Below are 14,404 nucleotides of genomic sequence, written 5' to 3'. Positions count from 1 at the left end.
CTAGTGTCGTCAACCCGGATGCCCTGCGCTGGGTTGATGTCGATGACGGCGTTGTTCCTGCCGTAGTTGAGCACTATGCTCAGTTGCTCTATCTGGGCATTTGTATTAGCCGGGGATTGCTTAGTCCCCTTCTTGACGCCCGGGGAGGCCAAGAACTTGTCCTTGAACTCGATGATGTGAAGGCGCGTGATCTGTTCTACGGGCATGTCTCCGACAAGACTCTTGAAGAAGCGGATGGCACGCATCGCCTTATTGAAGGTGTCAATCTGGGGCTTGCGCTCGGCATGCCAGCGCTTGGCCAGCGCCTCGAAAGACGTCTTGCTCTTAGACGTTGGCCGTGAATCCTGAGAGCGAGCAATCACGCTGCCGTCGCCAGTCAAGAAGGCCCGCAGCGCGTTCCTATGGCCCTCGTGCTTAGACAGGGCGTGCAGCGGCTCAAGCTCCCCGCGCAGCATGGCCTCTTGGTGTTCGAGATTGACGCTCTGGCGCTCCATGAACTCAGTCAATGCCAAATGCCCTTGAATGGCTGCGGCGTCCCGACGCTGGCGAAGTAGGGCGAGCGTGGTTGCCGCCACCTCGTCTGCATTGAGCGGTTCATTATCTGGGGCAGACGCTATGCTGGTGTCGGCAGGGTCAGCGGCAGTGGCGATCTTGGCGCGGGCTGCGGCGAACTCGTTATCAAGCGCCACGCCCTCTTTACGGCAGAGCACGGCGGCCTTGGCTGGATCGGAAGTGCCGAGGGATTTGACGATCTCTTTGCGCCCGTAGTGGGCCTGTAGATCAACGGGGATTTTGCGGCGGATGTAGTAGCGGTTAGCGCGTTTCGTTAGATGGGTTAACACTGGCCCTGATTCCTTGGTCGGTGTAACACCCCGGTGTAGCAGTTTCACTTCTAAGTCATTGATTTGTACGTAAACCTTTATTATACAAGGACTTAACCTGGTCGGGGTGGGAGGATTCGAACCTCCGGCCTCTGCGTCCCGAACGCAGCGCTCTACCAGGCTGAGCCACACCCCGACGGGTGGTAAGATTTCATAGGTAGTAAATTATGCCGCTCAGTGGTTCCTGTCAACTGCGAAGCTACACAGTTGCAGCAAGCTCTGTTTGTACAGGCTGTCCGGCAAACCCGCGATGGCGTCCGCCGCGCGCTTGGCGGCAATGTCCGCCTCGCGCCGCGTGAAGTCCAGCGCGCCGCTGCTGGTCACCGCCGCCAGGATGGCATCGAAATGCTGCTCGTCGCCTTGCTCGATGCAATTGCGCACCAGTTCGCGCTGCTCCGGCGTGCCGTTTTCCATCAGATAAATCAGCGGCAAGGTCGGCTTGCCTTCGCGCAGGTCGTCGCCGACATTCTTGCCGATTTCGCTGGCGTCGCCCGCGTAGTCGAGCACGTCGTCGATCAGCTGGAAGGCCGTGCCCAGCGAGCGGCCGTATTCGCCGACCGCGCTGATCTCGGCATCGCTGGCGCCGGAAATGAGGGCGCCCAGTTCCGCCGCCGCCTCGAACAGCTTGGCGGTCTTGGAACGGATGACTTTCAGGTAGCTTTCCTGGGTCACGTCCGGATCGTGCATATTGAGCAGCTGCAGCACTTCGCCTTCGGCGATCACGTTGGTCGCGTCCGACAAGATCTGCATCACGCGCATATTGTTCAGCCCAACCATCATCTGGAACGAGCGCGAGTACAGGAAGTCGCCCACCAGCACCGATGCCGCATTGCCGAACAGCGCGTTGGCGGTCTGGCGCCCGCGCCGCATCGACGATTCGTCGACCACGTCGTCGTGCAGCAGGGTGGCGGTGTGGATGAATTCGACCACGGCCGCCAGTTCATGGTGGGCCGTGCCCTTGTAGCCATAGGCGTTCGCCACCAGCAGCACCAGCACGGGGCGGATGCGCTTGCCTCCGGCACTGATGATGTACTCGGCGATCTGGTTGACCAGGCTGACCTCGGAATGCAGGCGTTCGCGGATCACCGTGTTGACTGCCTCCATGTCCGGAGCAATCGATTGGGCGATGGTATTTTGTTGTGCGTGTAAGATGGCGGCGGACAAGGCGAACCTGCAATGGACATTAGGTGCGGCGATTATACGACACGCCGCCTGTTTCCGCCCTATGCTCAACGGTTAGGACTGCCTGCCGGCAGCACGCGCCGCCCGCCGGCGCAGCGCCTTGTAGTTGTCGACATACCACGAACCTGTGGCCTTGTGCATGACTTTTGACGAAAAAAACCAATCCATGTATAATCTGCGGTTCCCCCGGCTCCGGCCAGGGAATTTTTTAACATTTGATGAGGTTTCCTATCATGTACGCGGTCATAAAAACCGGTGGCAAACAATACAAAGTTGTCGCTGGCGAAAAACTTAAAGTAGAACAGATACCGGCAGACATTGGTTCCGAACTCACCATCGATCAAGTTCTCGCAGTAGGCGCGGGCGACACCATCAAGTTTGGTGCGCCATTGGTCGAAGGTGCAACGGTACTGGTAACTGTTGTGGCACACGGTCGTCACGATAAAGTGAAGATTTTCAAGATGCGTCGTCGTAAGCACTACCAAAAGCATCAGGGCCATCGCCAGAATTTCACCGAAATTCAAATCGTTTCGATCAACGGTTAATTCCGTGTGCCAGGCTCGCAAGAGCCCGGCTAGATCAGTCCAAAGTAACCAGCTATCCAGGAGTATTTAAATGGCACACAAAAAAGGCGGCGGCACAACGCGCAACGGCCGTGACTCAGAATCAAAACGCCTTGGCGTTAAAGTCTACGGCGGCCAGACCATCAATGCCGGCGGCATCATCATCCGTCAGCGCGGCACCCCGGTGCGCGCAGGCGAAAACGTCGGCACCGGCAAGGATCACACCCTGTTCGCGCTGGTCGACGGCAAGGTGAAGTTCGTGGTCAAGGGCGCAGGCTCGAAGCAGTTCGTTACCGTTGTTGCTAACGACCCAGCTCCAGCAGCAGTCGCAGCGTAAGTTGTATCCGCGCTGTCATGGCGCACATTTGTAAGGCGCAAGCCTTCCATTGAAAGGCTCTGCCCACGGTAGAGCCTTTTTAGTTTTAGGGCGGCACAAAATATGAAGTTTATCGACGAAGCAAAAATCGAGGTCATCGCCGGCGACGGCGGCAATGGCTGCGCATCGTTCTGTCGCGAGAAATTCCGGCCTTTCGGCGGCCCGGACGGCGGCGACGGCGGCAAGGGTGGTTCCATCTGGGCGGTTGCGGATCGCAACATCAACACCCTGGTCGACTTCCGTTACTCCAAAATGCACAAAGGCCGGGACGGCGAGCCGGGACGCGGCGCCGATTGCTACGGCAAGGGCGCGGAAGACATCTACATGCGCATGCCGGTCGGCACCTTGATCGTCGATAACAACAACGGCGAAATCATCGCCGACCTGACCGAACACGGCCAGACCGAACTGCTGGCCAAGGGCGGCGAGGGCGGCTGGGGCAATATCCACTTCAAGTCCTCCACCAACCGCGCCCCGCGTCAAAAGACCGAAGGCAAGGAAGGCGAACGGCGCGAGCTGCGCCTGGAACTCAAAGTCCTGGCCGACGTGGGCCTGCTGGGCATGCCGAACGCCGGCAAGTCGACCTTCATCACGGCCGTGTCCAACGCCAAGCCGAAGATCGCCGACTATCCGTTTACGACCCTGCACCCGAACCTGGGCGTGGTGCGCGTCTCGCACGAGAAGAGCTTTGTCATCGCCGACATTCCCGGCCTGATCGAAGGCGCCTCCGAAGGCGCGGGCCTGGGCCACCAGTTCCTGCGTCACTTGCAGCGTACCGGCCTGCTGCTGCACATCGTCGACATGGCACCGTTCGAGACCAATGTCGATCCGGTCAAGGAAGCCAAGGCCCTGATCAAGGAACTCGAAAAGTACGACGAGGCGCTGGTCGACAAGCCGCGCTGGTTCGTCTTGAACAAGCTCGATGTGGTGCCGGAAGAAGACCGCAAGAAGCTGGTCAAGGATTTCGTCAAGCGCATGGCCTGGAAGGGTCCTGTGTTCGAGATTTCGGCATTGAGCCATGAAGGCTGCCCGGAGCTGGTCAACGCCATCTACCTGCACCTCGAGACCGTCAAGAAGAGCGAGCACCGCGCCGAAGAAACGCAGATGACCGAAGAAGCACGCGGCATTGCGTCGATCGATCCGGACGATCCGCGCTTCAAGATTCTCGACTAAAATTGGCAGTACCCGTGCTTAAGCAGAAGCTGCGCACGCAGCTTCTGAATGCGATCGCCCTTGCCAGTTCGCTGGCCGCACTAGCGGCCTTGCTGAACCCGGACCGGGTGGCGATTGCCATGGGCGTGTTTCTCGTTGGCGTGAACGGCTACAGCCAGTTCTTCGCCATGTATGTCGGCGTGAGGGCAGCTACAGCGGCCCTGGCGCTGCTGGCAGCAAGGCAGGCCGACCAGCCTGTCCTCGGCGATATCACCGCATTGTTCGTCCTGGCGCAGCCGGCCGGCCGCTTTGTCGCGGCCTTCGCCATCGGCCTGCCCCAGGGATTGTTGTTAGTCGTTTGCGGGATCGAACTGGCGGCAGGCCTTCTGCTGCTTGCCTTGCGCCCGCGCTGATAAGAACTGCCGCCCCATGAACTCCGTCATCCAGACCGCCACCCGCATCATCATCAAAGTCGGCTCCTCGCTCGTCACCAATGACGGGCGCGGGCTCGATCACGCCGCCATCGCGCGCTGGGCCGTGCAAATCGCCGCCCTGCGCGCCCTCGGCAAGGAAGTCGTGATGGTCAGCTCCGGCGCCATCGCCGAAGGCATGCTGCGCCTCGGCTTCGAGAAGCGTCCGACCGATATCCACGAACTGCAGGCCTGCGCCGCCGTCGGCCAGATGGGCCTCGCGCAGATCTACGAAACCAGCTTTCGCGCGCACGGCCTGGGCACGGCCCAGGTGCTGCTCACCCACGCCGACCTGGCCGACCGCGAACGCTACCTGAACGCGCGCTCCACGCTCACCACCTTGCTGCGCCTGGGCGTGGTCCCGATCATCAACGAGAACGATACCGTGGTCACCGACGAGATCAAGTTCGGCGACAACGATACCCTGGGTGCGCTGGTGGCCAACCTGATCGAAGCCGATGCCCTGGTCATCCTCACCGACCAGCATGGCCTGTACAGCGCCGATCCGCGCAAGGACCCGCAAGCGGTGCTGATCGCCGAGGGCGACGCGGGCGACCCGGCGCTCGAAGCGATGGCCGGCGGCGCCGGCAGCAGCATCGGGCGCGGCGGCATGCTGACCAAGATCCTGGCCGCCAAGCGCGCCGCCGGATCGGGCGCGCACACCATCATCGCCTGGGGCCGCGACAGCGACGTGCTCACGCGCCTGGCCGGCGGCGAAGCGATCGGCACCCAGCTGCGCGCCCAGACCGGACGCCTGACCGCGCGCAAGCAGTGGATGTCGGACCATCTGCACACCGCCGGCAAGGTGGTGCTCGATGCCGGCGCCGTGCAGAAGCTGTCGAAAGAGGGCAAATCGCTGCTGCCGATCGGCGTGATCGAAGTGCGCGGCGAATTCGGACGCGGCGCCGTCATCACCTGCCTGGCCGAAGACGGTACGCCAGTGGCGCGCGGCCTGTCCAACTACACCAGCAGCGAAGCGCGCCGCATCCTGCGCAAGCCCTCGTCCGAAATCGAAAAACTGCTCGGCTTCCTCGAAGGCCCGGAACTGATCCACCGCGATAACCTGGTCCTGCTCTGAACCGGGCAGCCCATCCATCATTGGTGCTGCCATGGCTTCCTGCCTTCGCCTGCTGCTGCTGCTGCTGTCCGGCCTGATCGCCCAAACGGGGATTGCGGCGGCGGCGTCGTCTTGCGGCCAGGGCGAAAGCGCCTGGCGCTTCGGCCAGTATGCCCAGTCGGTCAAGCTGCTGTCCGATTGCCTGGGCCAGCCTGGCCTGGGCAAGGGCCAGCGGCGCCAGGCCTTGCAAATGCGGGCCTCGGCTCATTTCAACCTTGAGCAAAACCAGGCCGCCGTGCGCGACCAGGAAGCGTCGTTCAGCGTCGAGGCGCCGCGAACGCCCGGTGAATTCGTCAACTACGCCTCGTATCTGCGGCGCGTGGCGCGTTACGAAGACAGCCTTGCCCAGTTGCGGGCCGCCGAAAAGATCGATGCCGCTGCCGGTGGTCCTACCATGATGACCCAGTACCACCTGGGCTGGACCCTGGCGGAACTCGGGCGCCATGGCGAGGCGCTCAAGGCATTCGGCGTGGCGATCCCGCTCCAGCCCGAGTTTCCCTTCGCGTACCTGAAGCGCGCGCAGGCGTGCGAGGCGCTTGGACGCAAAGAGGAGGCGCGCGCCGACATCGAAAGGGCGGCCGCCTTGGTCAAGCACAGTCCCATGGCCCTGCCCGACGACCGCTTCATGGCGACCCTGCGCCAAAAGGTGCGGCATTATGGATTGGGGAAGAAATATGACTTCTGAGCCAGTCATTGCAAGGGGCGGATAAAAGCGTTCCGCACGGAGGAAGCGGCGGTGCGGCTGCGCCAGCGGCTGGCGGCGCTCGATCCATCGAGCACGCGCTACGCCGCCACGGTGGACGGCAGCGGCAACCTGCTCACCATCGAGGACTAGCGCAACGTGTTGTTTCGGCAAAAACGGCGCCGTCCCGGTATCATGGCATTCTTGTCACCGTTCCACCGAACCACATGATCAATTCACTCAAGCGCTTCTTCACCCGCCCGCAAAGCCCGGTCCCGGCCGCGCCCACTGGCGCGACCACCTTGTACAACGTGTACTGCACGCGCCATACGATCGCGCAGCCGGCCTTTGCGCACGAACTGCAAGGGCGGCGCGACCTGTCCGATGGTGAGCTGCTGACGCACCTGCACGGCTTTTGCGGCTATGTGTACAGCCGCGGTACGGAAGCCATGTCGCGCGATAAGTACCATGTGATCTTGCACCTGCAGCGCGTGCGGCACCACCTGAGCATGGCCGTGGCCGACGACGAACTGCCCGCGCTGCATGCCTGGGCGCGCGAATCGAACGCGCTGCTGTTCACGCCCGATGGCCACGTGCGCGATCCCGACGGCCATATCCTGATCAACGTCGCCGATGGCCAGGCCGCCGCCGGTGCAAGCGTGCCGTACCCCGCGCAGGCGTGGACGCGCAAGAGCGCCACCGAAGCGATGCTGGCGGCGCGCGCCATCGAGGTGCCGGCGAGCTTGCCGCCACTGGCGTGCGAAGAAGAACTGACCCTGCGCGACCGGGACGAAGTGATCGGCCGCGCGCGCGCCCTGCTGCTGGTCGCCCTGCGCGCCGAATCGGTGGCTGCGGGCGAGCCGATGCCGGTCGCCACCCTGCTGGATAAAATGCCGCTGGCGGACGACAGCCTGTCGCCGGCGGAACGGGCCTTCCTGGCGCTCGAATCGCCGTCCGAGCATGAGTGCGCGCAGTTCCTGTGGCGCTACGAGAGCCTGTACGTGCTGCAGTGGGCACTGGGCATGGTCGATGAACTGCCGTTTCCGGATGCGCCATGCGACACCGCCGCCGCCGTGGCGCGCCAGATCGAGATGCGCGGGCCTGAACTGCGTGGCGCCGCCGACATTGTCGACGCGCTCGACCAGACCTACCGCCTGCACTGGCATATCCGCCAGATCCGCCTGAAAAAAACCGGTGCGGAATTCGGCGCCGATGCCGACGTGGTCATGGAGCGCCATCATGCCCTCAACTGGCTGATCCGCTTCCAGCACACCGGCTGGGACGACGTCGACACGCCGACCTGAGGGTTAGCGTTTGAGTAGTTCGGCCTGATACTGCGCCAGATCGTCGGCGGAAAAGCAGCAGAACACCACTTCACGAAGACTCGGTGCGGTGAGCAGCGCTTCGCGCACGGCGGCCACCGCGGTGCCCGCGGCCAGTGCCAGCGGATAGCCGTAAATGCCGGTGCTGATCGCCGGGAAGGCAATCGACGCCAGATCGCGCGCGGCGGCGATATCGATGGCGCGCCGGTAGCAGCTCGCCAGCAGCGCCGCTTCGCCGCCGCCGCCGCCGCGCCACACCGGGCCGACCGTGTGGATGATGCACTTGGCAAGCAGGCGATACGCCCTGGTGGCCTTGGCCTCGCCGGTTTTGCAGCCGCCGAGCAGGCGGCATTCGTGCACCAGCTCCGGTCCGGCGGCGCGGTGAATCGCGCCATCGACGCCGCCGCCCCCGAGCAGGGAGGAGTTGGCGGCGTTGACGATGGCGTCCACCTGCAAGGTGGTGATATCGGCGCGCACGGCCCGCAGTACGGCGCCGCTCTGGTGATCCGGGTGTTGCGTCATGAATTCCTCCAAAAACCGCCGTACCAGGCGCGCGCCGGAACGCGCGGCTACTTCAGCGCCGGCGCCGGCGTTTTCGCCTTGTACTCGCACAAATCGGCGATCATGCAGTTCCAGCACAAGGGCTTGCGCGCAATGCAGGTGTAGCGGCCGTGCAGGATCAGCCAGTGATGCGCATCCTGCAAAAACTCCTTGGGCACGAACTTGAGCAGCTTTTGCTCGACCACCACCACATCCTTGCCGGGCGCGATGCCGGTGCGGTTCGAGACCCGGAAAATATGCGTATCGACCGCGATGGTCGGGTCGCCGAAGGCCGTATTGAGCACCACGTTGGCGGTCTTGCGTCCCACCCCCGGCAACGCTTCGAGTGCCTCGCGCGAATGCGGCACTTCGCCGCCGTGCAGGTCGATCAGCATCTGGCAGGTGGCCATCACGTTCTTGGCCTTGGTGTGATACAGGCCGATGGTCTGGATGGTCGACTTGAGTTCGTCGATCCCCAGCGCCAGGATGGCGGCCGGCGTATTGGCCACCGGGTACAGGCGGCGCGTGGCCTTGTTCACGCCCACGTCGGTCGCTTGCGCCGACAGCAGCACCGCGATCAGCAGTTCGAACGGCGTGGTGTAGTCGAGTTCCGTGGTCGGGTGCGGATTGGCGGCGCGAAAGCGGCTGAACATTTCATAACGTTTGGCTGGATTCATCGATCATTCTTTTGCGGGTGGCGCGGCCTTCTGGCGCGCGCGTTCCATGGCGGCGGCGATGATGGCGCGCTTGCGCTCCTTCTCGGCGATTTCGTCCGGCGTGTTGGTCGGCTGCGCGGTCACTTCCTGCATCTTGGCGACCGCCTTGGCGGCCAGGCGCGCATCGTTTTCCTCGCGCTCGCGGCGCAGGCGCGCGCTGCGGAAGTCGTGCCGCTCGCGCGCGGCATCGGCCTGTTCCTGCGACCATGCGTCCCAGCCGGTGCGCTCGCCCGTCACCGGAATCATGCTGATGCAGTCGACCGGGCAGGGCGCCACGCACAGGTCGCAGCCGGTGCACAAACTCGGCAGGATGGTGTGCATCTGCTTGGCCGCGCCCAGGATCGCGTCCACCGGGCAGGCCTGGATGCACAGGGTGCAGCCGATGCACAGCGCTTCATCGATGAATGCCAGCGGGCGTGCACGCTCGATGCCATTGGCCGGATTGATCGGAATGACCTTGCGTCCCGTCAGCGCGGCCAGGCGCGCCACGCCTTCGATGCCGCCCGGCGGGCACTGGTTGATGTCGGCCGTGCCCTCGGCGATCGCTTGCGCGTACGGGCGGCAGGCGGCATACCCGCATTTGGTGCACTGGGTCTGCGGCAGCAGGTCTTCGATGTGGTCGGCCAGGGTCTTGGTCACGGCGGCGGCGGGCAAGCAGGGTGGGAAAGCGACATTATAGTCGCCGCCCGCGATCCGCACCGGGCGCGCCGGCGCGCATCCCGCCGCCACGGACGAAAAAAATGCCGCGCGTGGGAGTCAACCCGCGTGCGGCATTGTTCAGGAGAGAGCGGGAACTCAGCCGTGCTTCTGGATGAACTCGCCGATCTTCGGGCAAATCACTTCGCGCCAGCGGCGGCCCGAGAAGATGCCGTAGTGGCCGCATTTGGGCGCCACGAAGTCTTGCTGCATGTCGGCCGGAATGCCGCTGCACAGCTCATGCGCGGCCTGGGTCTGGCCGGCGCCGGAGATGTCATCCAGCTCGCCTTCAACCGTGAACAGCGCCACCGTGGTGATGTCTTGCGGACGCACCAGCTTGCCGCCGACAGTCCAGGTGCCCTTCGGCAGGCGGTGTTCCTGGAACACGGTCTTGATGGTGTCCAGATAGTATTCGGCCGGCATGTCGAGCACCGCGTTGTACTCGTTGTAGAACTGGCGATGGCCTTCGGCCGGTTCGTCGTCGCCCGCCACCAGGTGGTTGTAGAACTCGCGGTGACTCTGGGCGTGGCGGCCCGGATTCATGGCGATGAAGCCGGCGTGCTGCAGGAAGCCCGGATACACCTTGCGTCCGAAGCCAGGATAGTTGGCCGGCACCGCGTAGATCACCGTGTTCTCGAACCACGAAAACGGCTTTTCGATGGCCAGGTCGTTGACCGCGGTAGGCGATTTGCTCGGATCGATCGGGCCGCCCATCATGGTCATGGTTTTCGGCAGCTTCGGATCCTTGGCGGTCGCCATCAGCGAGATCGCGGCCAGTACCGGCACCGTCGGCTGGCACACGGAAATGACATGCAGATCGGGTGCCAGCAGGCGGATAAAATCCTGCACGTAGAAGATATAGTCGTCCAGGTGGAAGGCGCCGTCGGTCAGGGGCACCATGCGCGCATCGGTCCAGTCGGTGATGTACACGTCGTGATGCGTCAGCAGCCCGCGCACGGTATCGCGCAGCAGGGTCGAATGGTGGCCCGACAGCGGCGCGACCAGCAGCACTTTCGGCTGGGCCAGTTTTTCGATGGCCTGGGCACCCAGGTCTTTCTTGAAATGCAGCAGGCGGCAGAACGGGCGGGTCACCACCACCTGTTCGAGGATGCCGACAGTGTCACCGTCGATGACGGTCGATGTGATGTCGAAAGCCGGTTTTTCGTAGTCCTTGCCGAGCCGGTACATCAGCTCGTAGCCAGCGGCAATGCGCTGCGCGAACGGCGTGTGCGCGAACGGGGACACCGGATTGGAAAACAGTTTGGAAGAGGCGTCGGCCCACTGCATCAGTGGCGTCAGGAATGAGCGGTGCATCTCGTGCAATTGGTAAAGCATACATATTCCTTCTTTGTAATCGTTGCCTTGCAATCGTTTGCGTAAGGTGTGCGGATTAATTATAGGCCATTTGAAAGGTGCGCCTGCAATTTAGCATTCTTGTTGGAAATCCAGCACGGCTGTCAGTTTCAGGCAAGCCAAGCGTGTTTGATACACCGTTTTAACACACAACGGTGCGCCGCGTTTATGAGCTACCTAACGCAGCATGAAAAATGCCCCGGCTGAGCGGGGCATGTGTGGTGGCGGTAAGACTGATGCGGCTTAGTCGAAGGTCGGGGTTTCGACGCCGAGGATCTTGTGCAGTTTCGGCGAGGTCGTCGTGTACTGCATGTGGATCTTCTTGTCCGGGAAGATGTAGGGCGCCGCGCCGAAGGCAGCCAGGGCCGCTTCGTGGAAGCCCGACAGGATCAGCTTCTTCTTGCCCGGATAGGTGTTGATGTCGCCCACGGCGAAAATGCCCGGCACGTTGGTTTCGAACTTTTCGGTGTTCTGCACCTTGAGCTGGCGCCGCTCGATGTCCAGGCCCCATTCGGCGATCGGGCCGAGCTTCGGCGACAGGCCGAAGAACACCAGCAGCATGTCGAGCGGCAGGCGGCGGGTGACGCCGTCGGCGCCGGTGACTTTTACTTCGCTCAGCTTGCCGTCTTTTTGATCGAAGCCGGTGACCTGGCCGATGATCAGCTGCATTTCGTAGGCGTCGCACAGAGCCTTCATCTTGGCTACCGAGGCCGGCGCGGCGCGGAAGTCTTCGCGGCGGTGCAGCAGCACCACCGATTCGGCCTTGCCGACAAAGTTCAGCGCCCAGTCCAGCGCGGAATCGCCGCCGCCGCAAATGACCAGGTTCTTGCCTTCGAACTGGCCTGGATCCTTGACGCGGTAGTGGACCTGGGTGCCGTCGAATGCTTCGATGCCGTCGACCTTGATGGTGCGCGCCTGGAACGAGCCGACCCCGGCCGCGATGAAGATGGTCTTGGTGATGAACTGGGTGCCGGTCGAGGTTTCGACGTTGAAGCGGCCGTCTTCACGGCGCTGCACCACGGTCACTTCCTGGTTCAGGTGGAAGGTCGGCTCGAACGGCTCGATCTGCTTGAGCAGGTTGTCGGTCAATTCCTGGCCGGTGCACACCGGCACCGCCGGGATATCGTAGATCGGCTTGTCGGGATACAGTTCGACGCACTGACCGCCCACGGCCGGCAGCGAATCGATCACATGGGCCTTAATTTCCAGCAAGCCGAGCTCGAACACCTGGAACAAGCCGACCGGGCCTGCGCCGATGATCACGGCATCGGACTCGATGGCACCGGCAAAGGAACTATTGGCAGCGACGCTGCCTGCTTCATGGTTGGCGATGATAGTCATGCGCTTACTTCCTGTTGATTTTGGGGTGGGGTGCAGCTTGCAGCAGTGCATTGAGCGTTGCTGCGAATGGCCGACAGTGTGCCACGATGGAGATGATCTTGCTGGCGCGAACCTGGAATGCCGGGCCGCGAGGGCGGTCCGGCAGGGCTGCTGGCTGGCTTAACGGATCAGCTGATCGAGCTTGTCCTTGACGTCTTTCCACTGTTCCGCTTCCGGCAGTGCCGGTTTGGTCTTGGTGATGGATGGCCAGGTGCGCGCCAGTTCAACGTTAATCTTGATGAACTGCTGCTGATCGGCCGGCACATCTTCTTCCGCGTAGATGGCGTTGACGGGACATTCGGCCACGCAGACGGCGCAATCGATGCACTCGTCCGGATCGATCGTCAGAAAATTCGGGCCTTCCCGGAAACAATCTACCGGGCATACATCGACGCAATCGGTGTAACGACAGCTGATGCACGATTCGGTGACAACGTGGGTCATAACAGTCCTATCAGTGAAAAGGGGTGCTGCGGGCCGCTGGCGAGGGTAAACGCCGACCATGGCAAAGCACTGTATTTTAAGGCAATTCGCTTATTCCCACAATTTTTGGCTTATACGCAATCCACATAAGCAAATGCGTCGTTGCACCCGCGCACACGGCGTTTTTTGTTCAAAAACCAAGACTTGTTTTCCTGCCACCAAAGCGAACTGAACAGAAATGGTCGCCCTGATGACAGCGTGCGGGTTTGATGCGCGTCAAACCGGGCCGACAATCGCCGCTACAGAAGAAACATGATCATGGCCACGATGGTTGGTGGCAGCGCGCCCAGCAGCAGGCCGCCAACCCCGATCGATCCATCCTCGAAGCCTTCGCGCACCAGTGCCGCGCCGGCCGGATTGGGGGCGTTGGCGATGATGGTCAGGCCGCCGCCGGCCACCGCGCCGGCCACCAGCATGTACTTGGCCTGGTCGGACAAGCCGGCGATCAGCGACCCGAGGTAGGTGAGGGCGGCGTTGTCGGTGATCGCGGTCAGCGCGGTGGCGCCGAAGAACAGCGCGGTCGGCCCCAGGCTGGAGACGAGCGGTTGCAGCCACCATTGCTGCATGCCGCCCAGCACCACCAGTCCTGCCAGGAAAAAGCCGACCATCAAGCCTTCCTTGAGGATCAGGGGATTCTGGTATTTTCCGTAGGCGTGGGTGAAGCCGATGAAAAACAGGAACAGGCCGATGAAGATCACCGGGTGGTGGGCAAAAGCGACCACCGCCGCCAGGAAGGCCAGGTGGATCGCGCTCACCAGCGGCGGCACCTTGACATCGCCCGGCGCCGGCGCGGGCGCGTCAACGATATGTCCGCGCAGCATGGCGGTGACGACGCTGGCGTTCACCAGCACCGCCACGGCGGCGCGCCAGCCGAAGGTGGAGGCCATGAAGGCGCTGTCCCAGTGCCAGGTGGAGGCCACCATCAGCACCGGCGGGGCGGCGAACGAGGTCAGGGTGCCGCCGATCGAGACGTTGACGAACAGCACGCCGAGGGCGGCGTACTTGAGCCACTCCGGCATGTCCTTGCGAAAAATCTGCGGCGCCAGCATCAGCGCGGCCAGGGTCATGGCGGCCGGTTCCGTGATGAGCGAGCCGAGCAGTGGCACCAGCGCCAGGCACAGCCACACATTGACCACCGGCGTGCGCAGCGGCACCAGGCGCGCCAGGCTGGCGATGAAGGCGCGGATCGCTTCGAGCACCGGGCGCGAGGCGGCCACCACCATGATGACGAACACGAACAGCGGCTCGGTGTAGGTACGCGATTCGGCGTAGCCGATCGCTGCGCTGCCGCCGACGACGAGGGCCATGGCCAGGATCAGCACCAGCGCCCACAGGCCGAACACGACCTCGACCTCGCCGAAGAAGTGCAGCAGGCCGGCGTGGCGCGGATAGCGCTTGGCCAGGCGCTCGAAACTCTTGGTGGCGAAGGTATGAGCCAGGGCGAGTCCGAACAGGATCGCGGCGATGAGGTGCATGTCGCTCATGGGATTC

General features: G+C 63.0%; 16 protein-coding genes and 1 tRNA gene. 7 read left to right on the top strand and 10 right to left on the bottom strand.

Annotated features, from left to right (window positions below; translation table 11 throughout):
* The 3 genes from PO883_RS21330 to ispB all read right to left on the bottom strand — a co-directional run.
* Window positions 1-842 (bottom strand): DUF6538 domain-containing protein (locus tag PO883_RS21330; RefSeq protein WP_289311528.1); only part of this gene is annotated, 842 nt, incomplete at its 3' end.
* Window positions 843-940: 98 nt separating this feature from the next.
* A tRNA-Pro gene (locus tag PO883_RS21325) sits at window positions 941-1,017 on the bottom strand.
* Window positions 1,018-1,055: 38 nt separating this feature from the next.
* A complete protein-coding gene (ispB, locus tag PO883_RS21320) occupies window positions 1,056-2,045 on the bottom strand; it encodes an octaprenyl diphosphate synthase (protein ID WP_308605974.1) in 990 nt (329 codons plus the stop codon).
* Window positions 2,046-2,296: 251 nt separating this feature from the next.
* Between ispB and rplU the strand changes: the two genes are divergently transcribed.
* From rplU to PO883_RS21285, 7 genes are all read left to right on the top strand, one after another.
* Window positions 2,297-2,608, top strand: a complete 312-nt coding sequence (rplU, locus tag PO883_RS21315; protein ID WP_054268134.1) for a 50S ribosomal protein L21 — start codon at window positions 2,297-2,299, stop codon at window positions 2,606-2,608.
* Window positions 2,609-2,678: 70 nt separating this feature from the next.
* Window positions 2,679-2,963 (top strand): 50S ribosomal protein L27, encoded by a 285-nt coding sequence (rpmA, locus tag PO883_RS21310; RefSeq protein ID WP_054266569.1) that lies wholly within the window; start codon window positions 2,679-2,681, stop codon window positions 2,961-2,963.
* Window positions 2,964-3,065: 102 nt separating this feature from the next.
* Complete coding sequence (gene obgE / locus PO883_RS21305; RefSeq protein ID WP_289311526.1) at window positions 3,066-4,175, top strand: GTPase ObgE; 1,110 nt, start codon at window positions 3,066-3,068, stop codon at window positions 4,173-4,175.
* A 14-nt stretch (window positions 4,176-4,189) separates the two neighbouring features.
* Window positions 4,190-4,567: a hypothetical protein gene (locus PO883_RS21300; protein ID WP_289311525.1), complete on the top strand. Its 378-nt coding sequence runs from the start codon at window positions 4,190-4,192 to the stop codon at window positions 4,565-4,567.
* A 16-nt stretch (window positions 4,568-4,583) separates the two neighbouring features.
* Complete coding sequence (gene proB / locus PO883_RS21295; protein ID WP_289311524.1) at window positions 4,584-5,702, top strand: glutamate 5-kinase; 1,119 nt, start codon at window positions 4,584-4,586, stop codon at window positions 5,700-5,702.
* A gap of 31 nt (window positions 5,703-5,733) precedes the next feature.
* Window positions 5,734-6,426: a hypothetical protein gene (locus PO883_RS21290; protein ID WP_289311523.1), complete on the top strand. Its 693-nt coding sequence runs from the start codon at window positions 5,734-5,736 to the stop codon at window positions 6,424-6,426.
* Between the two features lie 224 nt (window positions 6,427-6,650).
* Window positions 6,651-7,727: a DUF4272 domain-containing protein gene (locus PO883_RS21285; RefSeq protein WP_289311522.1), complete on the top strand. Its 1,077-nt coding sequence runs from the start codon at window positions 6,651-6,653 to the stop codon at window positions 7,725-7,727.
* A 3-nt stretch (window positions 7,728-7,730) separates the two neighbouring features.
* Here the strand turns inward: PO883_RS21285 and PO883_RS21280 are convergent, their stop codons facing one another.
* The 7 genes from PO883_RS21280 to PO883_RS21250 form a co-directional block, all read right to left on the bottom strand.
* Window positions 7,731-8,267, bottom strand: a complete 537-nt coding sequence (locus PO883_RS21280; RefSeq protein WP_289311521.1) for an O-acetyl-ADP-ribose deacetylase — start codon at window positions 8,265-8,267, stop codon at window positions 7,731-7,733.
* A 47-nt stretch (window positions 8,268-8,314) separates the two neighbouring features.
* A complete protein-coding gene (gene nth / locus PO883_RS21275) occupies window positions 8,315-8,962 on the bottom strand; it encodes an endonuclease III (RefSeq protein WP_289311520.1) in 648 nt (215 codons plus the stop codon).
* 3 nt (window positions 8,963-8,965) lie between these two features.
* Complete coding sequence (rsxB, locus tag PO883_RS21270) at window positions 8,966-9,640, bottom strand: electron transport complex subunit RsxB (protein WP_289311519.1); 675 nt, start codon at window positions 9,638-9,640, stop codon at window positions 8,966-8,968.
* A 156-nt stretch (window positions 9,641-9,796) separates the two neighbouring features.
* Window positions 9,797-11,032, bottom strand: a complete 1,236-nt coding sequence (locus tag PO883_RS21265; protein WP_289311518.1) for a polyhydroxyalkanoate depolymerase — start codon at window positions 11,030-11,032, stop codon at window positions 9,797-9,799.
* A gap of 261 nt (window positions 11,033-11,293) precedes the next feature.
* The gene (locus PO883_RS21260) at window positions 11,294-12,391 is read right to left on the bottom strand and encodes an NAD(P)/FAD-dependent oxidoreductase (RefSeq protein WP_187363277.1); all 1,098 of its coding nucleotides are present in this window, start codon (window positions 12,389-12,391) and stop codon (window positions 11,294-11,296) included.
* 159 nt (window positions 12,392-12,550) lie between these two features.
* Window positions 12,551-12,874 (bottom strand): ferredoxin FdxA, encoded by a 324-nt coding sequence (gene fdxA / locus PO883_RS21255; protein WP_167086481.1) that lies wholly within the window; start codon window positions 12,872-12,874, stop codon window positions 12,551-12,553.
* A gap of 278 nt (window positions 12,875-13,152) precedes the next feature.
* Window positions 13,153-14,397: a putative Na+/H+ antiporter gene (locus tag PO883_RS21250; RefSeq protein ID WP_289311517.1), complete on the bottom strand. Its 1,245-nt coding sequence runs from the start codon at window positions 14,395-14,397 to the stop codon at window positions 13,153-13,155.
* Between the last annotated feature and the right edge of the window lie 7 nt (window positions 14,398-14,404).

Source organism: Massilia sp. DJPM01, assembly GCF_030348125.1.
Lineage (GTDB): Bacteria > Pseudomonadota > Gammaproteobacteria > Burkholderiales > Burkholderiaceae_D > Telluria_A > Telluria_A frigida.
The sequence above is the reverse complement of the archived record's forward strand: the minus strand, read 5'-3'. Positions and strand labels throughout refer to the sequence as shown.

What these genes read in the sequence shown, in the direction of transcription:
- rplU (WP_054268134.1), top strand. Translation starts at nt 2,297, where the DNA reads ATGTACGCGGTCATAAAAACCGGTGGCAAACAATACAAAGTTGTCGCT.
- rpmA (WP_054266569.1), top strand. Translation starts at nt 2,679, where the DNA reads ATGGCACACAAAAAAGGCGGCGGCACAACGCGCAACGGCCGTGACTCA.
- obgE (WP_289311526.1), top strand. Translation starts at nt 3,066, where the DNA reads ATGAAGTTTATCGACGAAGCAAAAATCGAGGTCATCGCCGGCGACGGC.
- proB (WP_289311524.1), top strand. Translation starts at nt 4,584, where the DNA reads ATGAACTCCGTCATCCAGACCGCCACCCGCATCATCATCAAAGTCGGC.
- PO883_RS21290 (WP_289311523.1), top strand. Translation starts at nt 5,734, where the DNA reads ATGGCTTCCTGCCTTCGCCTGCTGCTGCTGCTGCTGTCCGGCCTGATC.
- PO883_RS21285 (WP_289311522.1), top strand. Translation starts at nt 6,651, where the DNA reads ATGATCAATTCACTCAAGCGCTTCTTCACCCGCCCGCAAAGCCCGGTC.
- PO883_RS21280 (WP_289311521.1), bottom strand. Translation starts at nt 8,267, where the DNA reads ATGACGCAACACCCGGATCACCAGAGCGGCGCCGTACTGCGGGCCGTG.
- nth (WP_289311520.1), bottom strand. Translation starts at nt 8,962, where the DNA reads ATGAATCCAGCCAAACGTTATGAAATGTTCAGCCGCTTTCGCGCCGCC.
- PO883_RS21265 (WP_289311518.1), bottom strand. Translation starts at nt 11,032, where the DNA reads ATGCTTTACCAATTGCACGAGATGCACCGCTCATTCCTGACGCCACTG.
- PO883_RS21260 (WP_187363277.1), bottom strand. Translation starts at nt 12,391, where the DNA reads ATGACTATCATCGCCAACCATGAAGCAGGCAGCGTCGCTGCCAATAGT.
- fdxA (WP_167086481.1), bottom strand. Translation starts at nt 12,874, where the DNA reads ATGACCCACGTTGTCACCGAATCGTGCATCAGCTGTCGTTACACCGAT.
- PO883_RS21250 (WP_289311517.1), bottom strand. Translation starts at nt 14,397, where the DNA reads ATGAGCGACATGCACCTCATCGCCGCGATCCTGTTCGGACTCGCCCTG.